This window comes from Streptomyces ziwulingensis (assembly GCF_039542605.1).
In the GTDB taxonomy this organism is placed as follows: Bacteria; Actinomycetota; Actinomycetes; order Streptomycetales; family Streptomycetaceae; genus Streptomyces; species Streptomyces ziwulingensis.
Map to the genome: position 1 here is coordinate 485,301 of NZ_BAABIG010000022.1, position 15,149 is coordinate 500,449.

The 15,149-nt window shown below is 71.8% G+C and carries 14 protein-coding genes; 9 read left to right on the plus strand and 5 right to left on the minus strand.

Going from position 1 to position 15,149, the window contains the following annotated elements; all coding sequences use genetic code 11:
• Position 1: 1 nt before the first annotated feature.
• Entirely contained in the window at positions 2-748 is a 747-nt protein-coding gene (locus tag ABEB00_RS13110) for a hypothetical protein (protein WP_425586477.1), read from the minus strand.
• A 459-nt stretch (positions 749-1,207) separates the two neighbouring features.
• Between ABEB00_RS13110 and ABEB00_RS13115 the strand changes: the two genes are divergently transcribed.
• Positions 1,208-1,531 (plus strand): DUF397 domain-containing protein, encoded by a 324-nt coding sequence (locus ABEB00_RS13115; RefSeq protein WP_425586478.1) that lies wholly within the window; start codon positions 1,208-1,210, stop codon positions 1,529-1,531.
• A gap of 177 nt (positions 1,532-1,708) precedes the next feature.
• Here ABEB00_RS13115 and ABEB00_RS13120 read toward each other — a convergent pair whose 3' ends face one another.
• The gene (locus ABEB00_RS13120) at positions 1,709-2,191 is read right to left on the minus strand and encodes an ATP-binding protein (protein WP_345619625.1); all 483 of its coding nucleotides are present in this window, start codon (positions 2,189-2,191) and stop codon (positions 1,709-1,711) included.
• 408 nt (positions 2,192-2,599) lie between these two features.
• On the opposite strand from ABEB00_RS13120, the gene ABEB00_RS13125 reads away from it, so the two are divergent.
• From ABEB00_RS13125 to ABEB00_RS13150, 6 genes are all read left to right on the plus strand, one after another.
• Positions 2,600-3,424, plus strand: a complete 825-nt coding sequence (locus ABEB00_RS13125; RefSeq protein ID WP_345619683.1) for a helix-turn-helix domain-containing protein — start codon at positions 2,600-2,602, stop codon at positions 3,422-3,424.
• Between the two features lie 89 nt (positions 3,425-3,513).
• Complete coding sequence (locus ABEB00_RS13130; protein ID WP_345619627.1) at positions 3,514-4,974, plus strand: aldehyde dehydrogenase family protein; 1,461 nt, start codon at positions 3,514-3,516, stop codon at positions 4,972-4,974.
• A 209-nt stretch (positions 4,975-5,183) separates the two neighbouring features.
• On the plus strand, positions 5,184-5,732 hold the full coding sequence (locus ABEB00_RS13135) for a DinB family protein (protein ID WP_345619629.1): 549 nt from the start codon (positions 5,184-5,186) through the stop codon (positions 5,730-5,732).
• 31 nt (positions 5,733-5,763) lie between these two features.
• The gene (locus ABEB00_RS13140; protein WP_345619631.1) at positions 5,764-6,405 is read left to right on the plus strand and encodes a PadR family transcriptional regulator; all 642 of its coding nucleotides are present in this window, start codon (positions 5,764-5,766) and stop codon (positions 6,403-6,405) included.
• A gap of 96 nt (positions 6,406-6,501) precedes the next feature.
• The gene (locus ABEB00_RS13145; protein WP_345619632.1) at positions 6,502-7,575 is read left to right on the plus strand and encodes an ATP-binding cassette domain-containing protein; all 1,074 of its coding nucleotides are present in this window, start codon (positions 6,502-6,504) and stop codon (positions 7,573-7,575) included.
• A 29-nt stretch (positions 7,576-7,604) separates the two neighbouring features.
• The gene (locus ABEB00_RS13150; RefSeq protein WP_425586480.1) at positions 7,605-8,333 is read left to right on the plus strand and encodes an ABC transporter permease; all 729 of its coding nucleotides are present in this window, start codon (positions 7,605-7,607) and stop codon (positions 8,331-8,333) included.
• A gap of 28 nt (positions 8,334-8,361) precedes the next feature.
• Here ABEB00_RS13150 and gad read toward each other — a convergent pair whose 3' ends face one another.
• Entirely contained in the window at positions 8,362-9,786 is a 1,425-nt protein-coding gene (gene gad / locus ABEB00_RS13155; RefSeq protein ID WP_345619634.1) for a glutamate decarboxylase, read from the minus strand.
• 197 nt (positions 9,787-9,983) lie between these two features.
• On the opposite strand from gad, the gene ABEB00_RS13160 reads away from it, so the two are divergent.
• Positions 9,984-11,105: a DedA family protein gene (locus ABEB00_RS13160; protein ID WP_345619635.1), complete on the plus strand. Its 1,122-nt coding sequence runs from the start codon at positions 9,984-9,986 to the stop codon at positions 11,103-11,105.
• 9 nt (positions 11,106-11,114) lie between these two features.
• On the opposite strand, the gene ABEB00_RS13165 is transcribed toward ABEB00_RS13160, so the two are convergent.
• A complete protein-coding gene (locus tag ABEB00_RS13165) occupies positions 11,115-12,824 on the minus strand; it encodes a threonine/serine exporter family protein (RefSeq protein WP_345619636.1) in 1,710 nt (569 codons plus the stop codon).
• A gap of 106 nt (positions 12,825-12,930) precedes the next feature.
• The gene (locus tag ABEB00_RS13170; RefSeq protein WP_345619684.1) at positions 12,931-13,422 is read right to left on the minus strand and encodes an inorganic diphosphatase; all 492 of its coding nucleotides are present in this window, start codon (positions 13,420-13,422) and stop codon (positions 12,931-12,933) included.
• Positions 13,423-13,501: 79 nt separating this feature from the next.
• Here ABEB00_RS13170 and dacB point away from each other — a divergent pair, with 79 nt between their 5' ends.
• A complete protein-coding gene (gene dacB / locus ABEB00_RS13175) occupies positions 13,502-15,085 on the plus strand; it encodes a D-alanyl-D-alanine carboxypeptidase/D-alanyl-D-alanine endopeptidase (protein ID WP_345619637.1) in 1,584 nt (527 codons plus the stop codon).
• Positions 15,086-15,149 lie beyond the last annotated feature (64 nt).

Below are 15,149 nucleotides of genomic sequence, written 5' to 3' on the forward strand. Positions count from 1 at the left end.
TTCAGCTTCCCAGGTCGGCCGTCGGCAGGCCGCTCGGCAGCCGGGCGCCCTCGGCCTTCGTGTACGTCTCCACGCCCACGCCGCCCTCCCAGTCCACCTTCAGCGTCGAACCGCCGACCGACTCGACGCGCCCGGTCGCCCGGTCGTCGTCGCCTCCGGTGCACTTGAGCCGGATCGTCAGGGCGCCGGCCTGGTCGCCGGCGGTGCCGCTGCACACGGTTCCGCCCACGGCGAAGAGCCCGGCCTGCTTTCCGGTGACCACGAGAGCGACCGCCTTGCCGTCGGTGGTCGCCAGCCAACTGCCCTCCAGGGCGTCGGCGGGGGTGCTCGGCGAGCCGTCGCCTCCATCACCGGTGCCGTCACCGTCACCGTCACTGGTGCCGGTGTCGTCGCGGTTGCCTGCGTCGGCGTCGGCATCGGCATCGGAACCTGCGTCGTCCCCCGTACGGGTCCCGGTCCCCGCGTCCCCGGTCTGCGCGCTCCCTGTGCCGGGGCTCACCGTGCCGCCCGCACGCGCCGTGCCCGTGCCGGCCGGCGCGCTCGCGGACCCGTCCGGGGTGCCCGAGGGCGTGTCCTCGCCGGTGTCCGAGTCGTCGCCGCCGCACGCGGTGAGCGTGAGCACCAGCGCGGCCGCCAGCCCGGCCGCGACCGCGCCGGCACGGCGGCCCCGAAGCCTGCGGTCCCGAACTCTGCCGCCCCGAAGCCTGTCGCCGCCGCGCTCGGCCTCCGTGCTCGCTTTACCTTCCACAGTCACCCACCCCTGTCACCGGAAGTTTCCAGGGTCTGCCTGTCGGCCTGTCGGCCCTGACAACAGCGGACGGCCGAACGGACCCATGACAGCCGCAAGTTACCAGGAGTAATTGACCATCCCGGGCAGATGCCCGGCAGATGCCCGGCGTAGGTCCGGCGTAGGTCCGGCGGAGGTCCGGCGTCTTCGGCACCTTCCGGAAGCCGGAGCCGTCGCCCCGGGGCCTGGCCTGGATACTGCATGATCAACTGTTGCCGGGGCAGACGCGGGAACGGCTCACCTCGTGAGGGCGTCCAAGAAGACAAGGCACCTCGCGGACATCCGGCATCTGTAACCGCGGCACCACCGCCCGTGCACGTGCATTTGCTTATGCATCTGCATGTGAACGGAGTTATGATCCGCTTCAGTTGACCATTGCATCAATGGCCACGTCAGCCAGTGCAGACCGGGGAGCGACCTGTGGACCACGACGTGTACGACGCGTACCACGTTGACGGCGCGCCCGGCGCGCCCGGCGCGTCCGGTGGGCCTGGTGTGCCCGGCGTGTCCGGCGTGCACAACGGCATCGCCGCCACCGAGCTGCGGGGCGTGGCCTGGCAGAAGAGCCGGCACAGCAACTCGCAGGGGTCCTGCGTGGAGTTCGCCCTGCTGCCCGGTGGTGACGTCGCCATGCGCAACTCCCGGTTCCCCGAGGGTCCCGCGCTCGTCTACACCCGCGCCGAGATCGAGGCGATGCTGCTCGGCGTGAAGGACGGCGAGTTCGACCACCTGGTGGCGGGCTGACCCGGTGCCCCGCCCGTCCGCGCCCGGCCCGTCAGTGCCCCGCCCGTCCGTGCCCCGCCCATCTGTGCCCGGCCACATCCGCACCTGACGCACGTCCTTACCTCGCCTCGGCCACCCCTGAACCGTCGCACGCCGCGACGCGCGTAGAAGCGCGGCGCGGACGTGCGTCGGGGAAGGTCAGCCGGTGGGCGGGTGCGACAGTCGGAACAGGGCCCAGACGACCTTGCCGTCGAGCGTCCCGGCCAGCGGGTACCAGCCCCAGCCGTCGCTGAGGGACTCGACCAGGAACAGCCCGCGGCCGGACTCGGCGGAGAAGTCGTTCGCCTCGCGGGTCACCGGGCTGTCGAGACTGGGGTCGCGCACCGCGCACACCAGCCGCTCGGTCCAGCGCATCAGGTGCAGCCGCACCGGCCCGTTCTGGTCCGCCGGACAGGGCGCACCGGACGGCAGCGCGTGCCGCAGGGCGTTGGTGACGAGTTCGGAGACCACCAGGCACACGTCGTCGAAGCGATCGCCCAGGTGCCAGCCGTCGAGCGTGGTGCGGGTGAACCGCCGTGCCTCGCGCACCGCTTCCAGCCGGGGCGGAAGGGCGCAGGAGGCGGCGCTGGAGACGGCTGTCGGGTCGAGCGGAGGAAGGCCCTGCCGTAACGGCTCGAGCATGGTCGATCCATTCGTCCCCATGCGAGGCACTCCCGGAATTCGCGGTCGTAGCGAGGCGGCGCGGCGGTGCGGGACCATGGTTTCGGATGCTTACGGCAGATGCAAGGGCAGATGCACGTGCACGTGACCGAAATAGACCTGCCCGTACCGCTTGTTGGCCAAATTTTCCGCCATCTTCCCCTCCTCTCCCGACCGTCTTCTTGGTCCCGCTCTGCCGCTTCCTGTGCGTTTTCTTCGCGTGCAGCCTTCTCGTTGCCCCCTCGCTGCCCGCTTGTCACCTTCTCGCTTCCGTCTCTGTAACCGGACGAGTACTGCTCGGAGTGTTTTAGTGGCAGACTTCGGGGCTTGAAGACGTTGGGGAGGCTGGCGAACGTGAGCGCGGGAGAGCCCGGATCGGTGGTGCGGCGCATGCTGCTCGGGTCACAACTCAGGCGACTGCGTGAGGCGCGAGGCATCACGCGTGAGGCGGCGGGTTACTCGATCCGCGCCTCGGAGTCGAAAATCAGCCGGATGGAACTTGGCCGGGTGAGCTTCAAGACCCGGGACGTCGAGGATCTGCTGACGCTGTACGGCATCACCGACGAGAAGGAGCGCACCTCCCTGCTGTCGCTGGCCAAGGAGGCCAACGTCGCGGGCTGGTGGCACAGTTACTCCGACGTGCTGCCGAGCTGGTTCCCCACCTACGTGGGCCTGGAGGGCGCGGCCTCCCTGATCCGGGTCTACGAGGTGCAGTTCGTGCACGGGCTGCTGCAGACGCCGGACTACGCGCGGGCGGTGGTGCGGCGCGGCATGCAGGGCGCGGGCGAGGCGGACGTCGAGCGCCGGGTGGCGCTGCGCCTGGAGCGGCAGAAGTACCTCGTGGCGGAGAACGCCCCCGAGTTCCACATCGTCCTGGACGAGGCGGCGCTGCGCCGGCCCTACGGCGACCGCGAGGTGATGCGCGGGCAGCTCCTGCACCTGATCGAGATGTCCGAGCGCCCGCACATCCGGCTCCAGGTGATGCCGTTCGGCTTCGGCGGGCACTCCGGGGAGTCCGGCGCCTTCACGATCCTCAGCTTCCCCGAGTCCGACCTCTCGGACGTCGTCTACCTGGAGCAGCTCACCAGCGCGCTGTATCTGGACAAGAGCGAGGACGTCGCCCAGTACGAGCGGGCGCTCAAGGAGCTGCAGCAGGACAGTCCGGACCCGGACGGCAGCCGGGATCTTCTGCGAGGACTCCTCCAACTCACCTGAAACCTCAGTACGATGACTTGTGATCAGACCGTGAAGGTGAACCGGTTGCCGGCTTCCGCTGCCCAGGGCAGCGAGGGATTGAGGATCACATGTCGTCGTACTTCACCGACCTGGCAAGGCAGTACATCGACGGTGAGTGGCGTGCCGGTACCGGCTCCTGGGACATCATCGACTTCAACCCCTACGACGACGAGAAGCTCGCGTCGATCACGATAGCCACGGTGGACGAGGTGGACGCCGCCTACCGTGCGGCCGAGCGGGCGCAGAAGGAGTGGGCGAAGACCAACCCCTACGCCCGCCGCGCGGTCCTCGAGAAGGCGCTGCGGCTGGTGGAGGAGCGCGAGGCGGAGATCACCGACGCGATCATCGCCGAGCTGGGCGGCACCCGCACCAAGGCCGCCTTCGAGCTGCACCTCGCCAAGGAGTTCCTGCGCGAGGCGGTCCACCTGGCGCTGCGTCCCGAGGGGCGGATCCTGCCCTCCCCGGTCGACGGCAAGGAGAACCGCGTCTACCGCGCGCCGGTCGGGGTCGTGGGCGTCATCAGCCCGTTCAACTTCCCCTTCCTGCTCTCCCTGAAGTCGGTCGCCCCCGCGCTCGCCCTGGGCAACGGCGTCGTCCTCAAGCCGCACCAGAACACCCCGATCGTCGGCGGCACCCTGGTCGCGAAGATCCTTGAGGACGCCGGTCTGCCGGGCGGTCTGCTCAACGTCGTGGTCACCGACATCGCCGAGATCGGTGACGCCTTCCTGGAGCACCCGATCCCGAAGGTCATCTCCTTCACCGGCTCCGACAAGGTCGGCCGGCACGTCGCCACGGTCTGCGCGGGCCTCTTCAAGCGCGCGGTCCTCGAACTGGGCGGCAACAGCGCCCTGGTGGTCCTGGACGACGCCGACCTCGACTACGCCGTCGACGCGGCCGTCTTCAGCCGGTACGTCCACCAGGGCCAGGTCTGCATGGCCGCCAACCGTGTCCTGGTCGACCGTGCGGTCGCCGACGAGTTCACCGAGAAGTTCGTCGCCAAGGTCAGGACCCTCAAGGCGGGTGACCCGCGTGAGCCGGAGACGGTGATCGGCCCGGTGATCAACTCCCAGCAGGCGGACGCCCTCGCGGCCGTCGTGGACCAGGCCCTCGCCGAGGGCGCCACCGCGCTCGTGCGGGGTGCGCGCACCGACAACCTGGTCGAGCCGACCGTCCTCACCGACCTGCCCGCCGGCTCGCCCCTGCTGCACCAGGAGGTCTTCGGCCCGGTCGCCTTCCTCGTCCCGTTCGACGGCGAGGAGGAGGCGGTCCGCCTGGTCAACGACACCCCGTACGGGCTGAGCGGTGCCGTCCACACGGCCGACGTCGAGCGGGGGGTGGCGTTCGCCAGGCGGATCGACACCGGCATGTTCCACGTGAACGACGGCACCGTGCACGACGAGCCGATCGTCCCCTTCGGCGGCGAGAAGCACTCCGGCCTCGGGCGGCTGAACGGCGAGTCGATGCTGGACGCCTTCACCACCCAGAAGTGGATCTCCGTGCAGCACGGGCGCAGCAGGTTCCCCTTCTGAGCGTCCCCTTCTGAGCGTCCCCTTCTGGGCGCTCCCTTCTGGGCGTCTCCTTCTGGACGTTCCTTTCTGCGCGTCCCCTGCTCCGATTCTCCAGACCTCGCACGGGCCGTCGAGGACAGTCGCTGTCCTCGACGGCCCGTAGCTTTGCCGCTGTCAGGTCAGGCGGAGCGGGTGCCCTCGCGGGGCCCGCCCGGTGAAAGGCGGCGGTCATGGTCACTCACGTATCCCCCGAGGCGCACGGCGACGAGCGCGGGGCGCTCCTCTCCTTCCTGGCCGAGCAGCGCGGCGGCATCCGCCGCTCGGTGCTCGGCCTCACCGACGCGCAGGCGTCCTCGCGGCCCAGCGCCAGCGAACTCTCCCTGGCCGGGCTGCTCAAGCACGTCACCGAGGTCGAGCAGAGCTGGATCGCCCGCGCCAAGGGCGAGGAGCCGCCCGTTCGGCGGGACGCGGCGAACCGGCACGAGGGCTTCGCCCTGGCCGCCGACGAGACGGTCGACTCGCAGCTCGCGTCCTGGGAACGGGCCGCCGCCGAGACGGAGGCGTTCGTCCGGAAGGTGCCGAGCCTCGACGACACCTTTCCGCTGCCCGAGGCACCGTGGTTCCCGCCGGGGCAGCGGGTCTCGATGCGCTGGCTGTGTCTGCACCTGATCCGCGAGACGGCCCGGCACGCGGGTCACGCGGACGTCATCCGCGAGTCGCTGGACGGCGCCTCGGCCTGGGACCTGGTGGCCAGGGCGGAGCGGGACGGCCCCGCCTGAGCACCCGGCGGGCAGGCCCTAACCTGGTCCCATGTCAGTGATCCGTCTCCTCGTGCTGGGCGCGGTGCGCCAGCACGGGCGGGCCCACGGTTACCAGGTCCGCAACGACCTGGAGTACTGGGGCGCGCACGAGTGGTCCCACGCCAAGCCGGGCTCGATCTACCACGCCCTGAAGCAGATGGCGAAGCAGGGACTGCTGCACGAGCACGAGACGGCCCCGTCCACCGCGGGCGGTCCGCCGCGCACCGAGTACGAGGTCACCGACAAGGGCACGGAGGAGTTCCTCTCCCTGCTACGGGCCTCCCTCACCGCCTACGACCAGAAGCCGGACGTGCTCTCCGCCGGGCTCGGCCTGATGGTCGACCTGGGCCGCGAGGAGGTGCTCGCGCTGCTGGCGGAGCGGGTCCGGGCGATCGAGGCGTGGCGCACATCCGTCACCGAGTACTACACGCCGGAGGAGGGCCCGGGGCAGCTCGGACACATCGGCGAGATCATGAACCTCTGGGTGCACACCGCCGACAACGGCGCCGACTGGACCCGCGGCCTGATCGACCGCATCCGCGGCGGGGCGTACACCTTCGCCGGCGAGGGCGAGCCGTTCGTCGGCGTCCTCGGCGAGGGCGAGGAGAACCCGTACGCCACGGGGGAACGGCACCCGCAGGACCACCACTAATCAAGTTTGACCAATGGCTCGGCCCGCGTTACCTTTGGCCATCTAGTCAACTTTGACTAGAGCCGGTGTGACCGAAGTGACCGAAGGGGGACTCGGGTGGCCGATACGGCGATCACCGTCGAAGGGGCGTACAAGCGCTACGGCGGGAAGCGGAGGAGAGGCGCCGGCCAGGGGAAACAGGCGCTGGACGGGCTGGATCTGACGATCACGAGGGGCACCGTGCACGGGATGCTCGGCCCCAACGGAGCGGGCAAGACGACGCTGGTCCGCATCCTGTCGACGCTGCTGCGGCCCGACGCGGGCCGGATCGAGGTGGCGGGGCACGACGTCGTCGCCGAGGCGTACGCCGTCCGGCTGCGGATCGGCCTGCTCGGCCAGCACGCGGCTTTGGACGAGCAGTTGGGCGGCCGGCAGAACCTGGAGATGTTCGGCCGCCTCCACCATCTCGGTGCCAAGGGCGCCCGCGTGCGGGCCGGCGCGCTCCTGGAACGCTTCGACTTGGCCGGCACCGGCCGCAAACCGGTCAGCGCCTACAGCGGCGGCATGCGGCGCCGGCTGGACCTGGCCGCGTCCCTGATCACCGAACCGGAGGTGCTGTTCCTGGACGAACCCACCACCGGCCTCGACCCCCGGGGCCGAGGCGAGGTCTGGTCGGCGGTCCGCTCGCTGGTCGGCGGCGGGACGACGGTCCTGCTGACCACCCAGTACCTGGAAGAGGCCGACCAGCTCGCCGACCGGATCTCGGTCGTCGACGCGGGCCGGATCGTCGCCGAGGGCACCGCCGACGAGCTGAAGGCGGCGACCGGCGGCGACCGTATAGACATCGTCCTGCGCGACGCGGCGCAGCTCGCCGCGGTCGCCGCCCTGCTCCCGCTCACCGGCGTCCGCACCGACCCCGACCGCCGGCTGCTCAGCGCGCCGGTCACCGACCGGATGGCGGCCCTCGCCACCGTCGTACGGGCGCTGGAGGAAGCCGGTGTCGAGGCCGAGGACGTCGCGCTGCGGCGCCCGACGCTGGACGAGGTCTTCCTGCACCTGACCGCCCGCGCCGAGACCGATTGCACGCAGCCCGCCCGCGCCGAGACCGACCGCACGCAGCCCGCCCGCGCCGAGACCGACCGCACCCCGTCCGCCCGCGCCGAGCCCGGCCGGGCCGAGGAGGCCACGTGACCGCCCACGCCCTGAGTGACTCCTGGACCATGACCCGACGTGAGCTGGACCGGTGGGCGAGGCAGCCCGTGCGGGTCGTGGTCGGCATGGTCTTCCCCGTCATGCTGCTGCTGATGTTCGGCTACCTGGTCGGCGGCGGCCGGGGGGTCTCCGGCGACTACGTCGACTACCTCGTCCCCGGCATGCTCGCGCTCACCATGGCCTTCGGCCTGGAGGGCACGATGATCGCCGTCACCGAGGACCTCGACAAGGGCGTCGTCGACCGCTTCCGGGCGATGCCCATGGCGGACGGCGCCGTACTGGTGGGCCGGTCGGCCGCCGACATGCTCCAGTCGGCGCTCGGCCTCGCCCTGCTGATCGCCGTCGGGTACGCACTCGGCTGGCGGCCCGACTGCGGCCCCGGCGCCTTCCTCGGCGCGCTCGGACTTCTGCTGCTCCTCCGGTTCGCGATGCTCTGGATCGGCATCCACCTCGCCCTGGTCGCCGGGAAACCCGAGATGGTCGCGGCCGTGCAGATCCTGGTCTGGCCGGTCGGCTTCCTGTCCAACGCCTTCGCCGACCCCGCGACCATGCCCGGCTGGCTGGGCCCGCCGGTCGAGTGGAACCCCATGTCCCAGACCGCCACGGCCGTACGCGACCTGTTCGGCGGCCCCGGCGGCGAACCCGGCCACCTCTGGACGGCCGTGCTCTGGCCGCTCGCCCTGCTCGCGGTCTTCTTCCCCCTGGCGGTACGGAGGTTCACCCGACTCAACCGCTGAAGCGAGCCCCAGGTCTGTCCGGCAGACCCTAATGGTGGAAGCCGGTCGCCGCGCCCTTGTCCCGGGTCAGTGGGCGCGGCTGCCGGCGCAGGTCGGGCAGCAGCCGCTCCAGGTCCTCCACGAACAGCTCGGCCAGCTCGGCGGAGAAGCCGTTGCGGCACACCACGCGTAGCACCGACAGGTCCTCCCGGTGCGGCGGGAAGGTGTAGGCGGGCACCAGCCAGCCGCCCTCCCGCAGCCGCCGGGAGACGTCGAACACGTCGTACGCGCGGACCTCGTCGGCGGTGGTGAACGCGAACACCGGCAACTGGTCGCCGCGCGTGAGCAGCCGGAAGTCGCCCAGCGCCGCGATCCGCTCGGCGATCCCCTGCGCCACGTCCCGCGACGCCTGCTGCACCGCCCGGAAGCCGTCCCGCCCGAGCCGCAGGAACGTGTAGTACTGCGCCACCACCTGGGCGCCCGGCCGGGAGAAGTTCAGCGCGAAGGTCGGCATGTCGCCGCCCAGGTAGTTGACGCGGAAGACCAGCTCCTCGGGGAGCGCGTCCGCGTCCCGCCACAGCGCCCAGCCGACGCCCGGGTAGACCAGCCCGTACTTGTGCCCCGAGGTGTTGATCGAGGCCACCCGCGGCAGCCGGAAGTCCCACACCAGTTCCTCGTCGAGGAAGGGCGCCACCATCGCGCCCGACGCCCCGTCCACGTGCACCGGCACATCGAGGCCCGTGCGCTCCCGGAGGGCGTCCAGGGCCGCGCACAGGTCGGCGACCGGCTCGTAGGAGCCGTCGAAGGTGGAGCCGAGGATCGCGACGACCCCGATGGTGTTCTCGTCGCACAGCGCGGCGGCGGCCTGCGGGTCGAGGTGGAAGCGGTCGCCCTCCATGGGCACCTGCCGGGCCTCCACCTCCCAGAAGTCGCAGAACTTCTCCCAGCAGACCTGCACGTTGACGCCCATGACGAGATTGGGCCGGGCCGACCCCGGATACCGGTCGGCGTTCCGCCGCGCCCAGCGCCGCTTCAGCGCCATCCCGGCCAGCATGCACGCCTCGCTCGACCCGGTCGTCGAACAGCCCACGGCCGCTCCCGGGTCGGGCGCGTGCCACAGGTCGGCGAGCATCGCCACGCAGCGCCGCTCCAGCTCGGCGGTGCGCGGGTACTCGTCCTTGTCGATCATGTTCTTGTCCCGGCACTCGCCCATCAGCACCCCGGCCTGCGGCTCCATCCAGGTGGTGACGAAGGTGGCCAGGTTCAGCCGGGCGTTGCCGTCCAGCATCAGCTCGTCGTGGACCAGCCGGTACGCCGTCTCCGGTGGCAGCGGGGAGTCGGACAGCCGGTGGGCGGGCGGGGCCTCGGTCATGCCGCCCAGCGGGTTCGCGGCCCCGTGGAACGGGTTCACGGCGAGCCGGCGCCGGTCACGGTCGTCGTCGTGGGACGGGCGGGGCCCCTGGTGCAGTGGCATGGGACCGACGGTAGGTCCGGGCCGGGGGGACCGCATCCGGGCCCGCACCGCGCGGACCGCGGTTCACAGCCCGGTCCGAGGGAGGGCACAGTTCATCCTGGCCGCACCGGTGGAACCTGGGGCGGGCACAAGGCGTTGATAGCTTTGTCCGGCCACACCCCCTCGCCGTACCCATCCACCCTCAGGAGCCCGGAACCGTGACGACGCTTGCCCTCGGCCCGAGCTGGCTGGATCCGAACTATCTCCTCGACTCGTTCGGCCTCTGGGGCCTGCTCCTCATCGTCTTCGCCGAGTCGGGCCTGCTCATCGGGTTCTTCCTGCCGGGCGACTCGCTGCTGTTCACGGCGGGTCTGCTCATCACCTCCGGCCAGCTCGACTTCCCCCTGTGGGGGGCGGTCGCGCTGATCTGCGCCGCCGCGATCCTGGGCGACCAGGCCGGTTACATGTTCGGCAAGAAGGTCGGCCCGTCCCTGTTCCGGCGCCCGGACTCGCGCCTGTTCAAGCAGGAGAACGTCGTCAAGGCGCACGAGTTCTTCGAGAAGTACGGCCCGAAGTCCCTGGTCCTGGCCCGCTTCGTGCCCATCGTGCGCACCTTCACGCCGATCATCGCGGGCGTCAGCGGCATGAAGTACCGCTCGTTCCTGACCTTCAACGTGATCGGCGGCGTCCTGTGGGGCGCGGGCGTGACCCTGCTGGGCTCCTGGCTGGGCGGCATCGGCTTCGTGAAGGACAACATCGAGGCGATGCTGATCCTGATCGTCCTCATCTCCGTCGTCCCGATCGCCATCGAGTTCCTGCGCGCCCGCTCGAAGAACAAGAAGAACCCGCCGCGTGACGCCGACGGCCCCGAGGCCCAGCACCCGCAGCAGTACCAGCACCCGCAGCAGTACCAGAACCAGCAGCAGAACCCGCAGCAGGCGTACCGGCCCGTCATGGACGACGCCACGACCCAGCTCCGCCGGATAGACCCGACCGACCAGCCGCAGCAGCAGCCGTACCGCGACCAGGGCTACCGCGACCAGGGCTACGGCGATCAGGGCTACCGTGATCAGGGCTACGGCGGCCAGGGCCACGGCGGGCACGGCCACGGTGGCCAGGGCTACGGCGGGCACGGCCACGGCGACCGGAACCAGGGGGACCAGGCGTACGGCGACCCCCGGCAGCCGTACGCCCGGCAGTACCCGCAGCACTCCTCGCAGCAGTCCCCCCAGCAGTATCCCCACCAGGGCGGTTACGACCAGCAGGGGTACCCGCAGGACCCGCAGCAGCAGTCGTACGGAGACCAGCACGCCGACAACCCGTACCACCGGGGTCACTGAGCGCGGCCGCTAGAAACCTCGGGTCCGCTTCGCCGCCCGGCGTCCCGCCGCGCTCGCGGCCCCCGGCACCTTCAGGAACAGCCGCGAGATCTCCGACCCGAGGTTCACCCCGATGGCGATGGCCATGGCGAGCGCCACGGCCTTCGACAGCGACACCAGTCCGCTGTCGACCTCGCTCTGCGCGATCGCCAGCAGCCCGAAGTAGGTCGCCGAACCCGGCAGCAGCGGGCCGATCGCCGCCGTCGTGTAGGGCAGCGCGGAGGCGAACCGGTACCGGGACATCAACTGCCCGAACAGCCCCACCAGCCCCGCCGCGACGGCCGTGGACGCCACCGGCGAGATGCCGCCCGCGGAGTGCATCGCCCCGTACACGCACCAGGCCACGCCGCCGTTCAGGGTCACCGCCAGCACGGTGGAACGTTCCTGCTGGAGCAGGATGGCGAAGGCCAGCGACAGCAGCATCGAGGCGATGATCTGCACGACCGGCTGGTCGCCGGTGCCCAGCGCCGCGTCCGGGTTCAGCTCGGCGCCGAGCTGCACGCCGAAGTACAGCACCACCAGCACCCCGGCGACGATGCTGACGAAGAAGTACATGACCTCCAGCAGCCGCGCGGCCGCCGTGATGTAGAAGCCGGTCAGGCCGTCCTGCACGCCCGCGACCAGCGCCCGCCCCGGCAGCAGGGCGAACAGGCCACCGGTGATGACCGCGGACGCCTTCACCTCGACGCTGCTCAGCGTCAGCGCGATACCGATCGCGGCCGGCGGCATCGCGGCCACCGCGAACTGGTAGAACTCCGGCAGCCCGCGCCCGGCGCACAGCCAGGCCAGCCGGTCGCCGAGCATCGCGCCCAGCATCGCCGCGACGAAGACGATCAGATCACCGCCGACCAGCAGGGAGGCCGCGCCCGCCAGCAGGCCGCTGGCCGAGGTCAGCACCCAGGTCGGGTACGGGTGGCGGTTGCGGCGCATCTCCGCCAGCCGCCGGTACGCCTCCTCCAGGGAGAGGTGCGCGTCCGGGTCGCTGAGGTCGTCCACCAACTGGAAGACGGCCGCGAGCCGCGTGTAGTCGGTGCCCCGGCGGCGCACCGTCCGCGAGGCCGTCACCGGGTCCTCCACCAGGGACGGCTGGTGCGAGATGGACAGCAGCGTGAAGGTGACGTTCGGTTCGCAGCGGTCCAGGCCGTAGGAGCGGCACACCGCGAACATCGCGGCCTCCACGTCCTCGGCGCCCTCCCCGCCGGCCAGCAGCAGCTCGCCGATACGCAGCGTCAGGTCGAGCACCCGCGGGACGGCCGGACCGGTGTCGTCGTCGTGCCGCTGCGCCGTCTCGGGCGCGGGCCGCTCCGCCACCGGCATCCGCAGCATCGTGCGCATCCGGTCCTGCCAGGGCAGGTCCTTCGTCAGGTTCACCGCCGGTACACCGGCCGGCGGGGTGAACGCGGACAGCGCGTGCGGCGCGCTGTACCCGCGCGGGGTGCTGAACGCCGACTTCTCGGGCTCCGCGACCGGCACCTGCGGCACGTCCAGCCCGTCCGGCAGGGCGAACTCCGAGGTCGTCTCGGACTCGCTCTCGGTACGGGGGACGGACAGCCCCTGGGGCAGGGCGAACTCGGATGTCGTCGACGACTCGCCCTCACCCGGCGGCGCTGTCACGGTGGTCTGCCGGAAGGCACTCCTGGCCTCGTCCGACTGTGGCCCCCGGCCGTTCGCGTCCGTCACTTGCACAAAGCTCCCTACAACCACAACCTCCGGTAGCCCTCAGTATGCGCACCCAAACACGGACGGGCCGCACGCGCATGCGTACGACCCGTCCACCCCAGCGAACTCAGTGGCCGCCGTGCTCCTCGGCGCGCTTGTACGAGCGCTCGATCTCCGCCTCGGCGTCCACCCGGCCCACCCAGTTGGCGCCCTCGACCGACTTGCCGGGCTCCAGGTCCTTGTAGACCTCGAAGAAGTGCTGGATCTCCAGGCGGTCGAACTCGGAGACGTGGTGGATGTCGCGCAGGTGCTCCACCCGCGGGTCGGTCGACGGCACGCACAGCAGCTTGTCGTCGCCGCCGGCCTCGTCGGTCATGCGGAACATGCCGATCGCGCGGCAGCGGATCAGGCAGCCCGGGAACGTCGGCTCGTCCAGGATGACCAGCGCGTCCAGCGGGTCACCGTCCTCGCCGAGGGTGTTCTCGACGAAGCCGTAGTCGGTCGGGTAGGCGGTCGAGGTGAAAAGGCGGCGGTCCAGGCGGATACGACCGGTCTCGTGGTCCACCTCGTACTTGTTCCGCGAACCCTTCGGGATCTCGATCGTGACGTCGAACTCCACCGGACGCTCCTCCATGATCAGCACATAGTTCTGGTGGTTAAGTGTCCCTCACGCAGGTGGGTGATCGCGAAAGGGGCTGGTGGTCGTGGTGGAGCCGAGACCGTGGCGAACCGCGCGAGCGCGTCTCGCGCGGGCCGCGGGCGCCGTGACGCCGCGTCTCGCGCGCGCCGCACGCACCGCCGGACCGCGGCTGGCACGGTACGCACGGGCCACGGCACCGCGGCTCACCCGGATCACCAGGCCGAACACCTGGCAGTACACGGCGGGCGCCGCGACCGTCGGGCTGGCACTCGCCGTCGGTGTGGTGACCGCCGCCGGACCCTGGGACTCCACGGGTCAGCGTACGGCCGAGCGGGTCCGGGCAGTCGCCCGGAACCACACGGGTGGCGCAGATCACGGCCGCGGGACCGGCGCCGCCGGTCCGCCCCGGCCCGCGCCCAGCGCCGGCACCGTGCTGGCCGGGCTCGGCGCCACGTCCGGCGCCGCGGCCGCCGCCCCGCGCGGCAAGGCCCTCGACGAGGTGCTGAGCCCCCTGCTGACGGACCCCGCGCTCGGCGCCCGGCACGGGGCCTCGGTCGTCGACCTCACCACCGGCGGACGCCTCTACGGCACCGGCGTCGGCACCTCCCTCGTCCCCGCCTCCACCACCAAGATCGCCACCGCGGCCGCCGCCCTCACCGCGCTCGGCCCCGACCACCGCCTCACCACGCGGGCCGCCTTCGAGGCCGACACCGGCGAACTCGTCCTGGTCGGCGGCGGCGACCCGACGCTCACCGCGCGTGCGGACGCCGGGGGACTCGCCAGCCTGCGCACCCTCGCCGCGAACAGCGCGAAGGCCCTGAGGAAGCGCGCCGTGCGCAAGGTGACGCTCTCGTACGACACCACGCTCTACGCCGGCTCCGGGCGCCACCCGATCGGCGTCAACGACAACCTCGCCACCGTCACCGCCCTGATGGCCGACGAGGCCCGCACGGACGGCTCCACCAGCGGCCCCGCCGCGCGTGCGGCCGACCCCGCGGCCGACGCCGCCCGCACCTTCGCCGACCTGCTGGGCGAGCACGGCGTCAAGGCCACGCCGCCCGGCCCCTCCAAGGCGACCAACCGCGCCGACACCCTCGCCACCGTCTCCTCGCCGCCGCTGTCGAGCCTGGTCGAACGGATGCTGACCCACAGCGACAACGACCTCGCCGAGGCCCTCGCCCGGCACACCGCCGCGGCGAGCGGGAAGAAGGCCGACTTCCGCGGCGCCTCCGCCGCCGTCACCGCCCGGCTGAAACAGCTCGGCGTGAGCGTGCGGGGCGCCGACATCCACGACGGCAGCGGCCTGGACCGCGCCGACCGCCTCACCGCCGACCTCCTCACCGACCTGCTCACGGCCGCCGCCGACCCGGACCGCCCGGAGCTGCGCGCCGCCCTGACCGGACTGCCCGTGGCCGGCTTCACCGGCACCCTCAGCGGCCGCTACACCGACGGCGCCGCCGGCCTCGTACGCGCCAAGACGGGCACCCTGACCGGCGTCAACACCCTGGCAGGCACCGTCGTCACCCGGGACGGCCGGGCCCTGGCCTTCGCCTTCCTGGCCGACGGGACCACCGACCCCGCCGCCGCCCAGAGCGCCCTGGACCGGATGGCGACCAGTCTCGCGGAGTGCGGCTGCCGGTAGCCCGGCCGCCCTTCCGCCGCCGCCACGGCCTGCCCCCGGCGGCGGGCCTCACGTACGGTTGACG

Bases quoted from the DNA above. Each gene is read 5' to 3' on its own strand.
- ABEB00_RS13120 (WP_345619625.1), bottom strand. From the start codon at position 2,191: ATGCTCGAGCCGTTACGGCAGGGCCTTCCTCCGCTCGACCCGACAGCC.
- ABEB00_RS13125 (WP_345619683.1), top strand. From the start codon at position 2,600: ATGCTGCTCGGGTCACAACTCAGGCGACTGCGTGAGGCGCGAGGCATC.
- ABEB00_RS13130 (WP_345619627.1), top strand. From the start codon at position 3,514: ATGTCGTCGTACTTCACCGACCTGGCAAGGCAGTACATCGACGGTGAG.
- ABEB00_RS13135 (WP_345619629.1), top strand. From the start codon at position 5,184: ATGGTCACTCACGTATCCCCCGAGGCGCACGGCGACGAGCGCGGGGCG.
- ABEB00_RS13140 (WP_345619631.1), top strand. From the start codon at position 5,764: ATGTCAGTGATCCGTCTCCTCGTGCTGGGCGCGGTGCGCCAGCACGGG.
- ABEB00_RS13150 (WP_425586480.1), top strand. From the start codon at position 7,605: ATGACCCGACGTGAGCTGGACCGGTGGGCGAGGCAGCCCGTGCGGGTC.
- gad (WP_345619634.1), bottom strand. From the start codon at position 9,786: ATGCCACTGCACCAGGGGCCCCGCCCGTCCCACGACGACGACCGTGAC.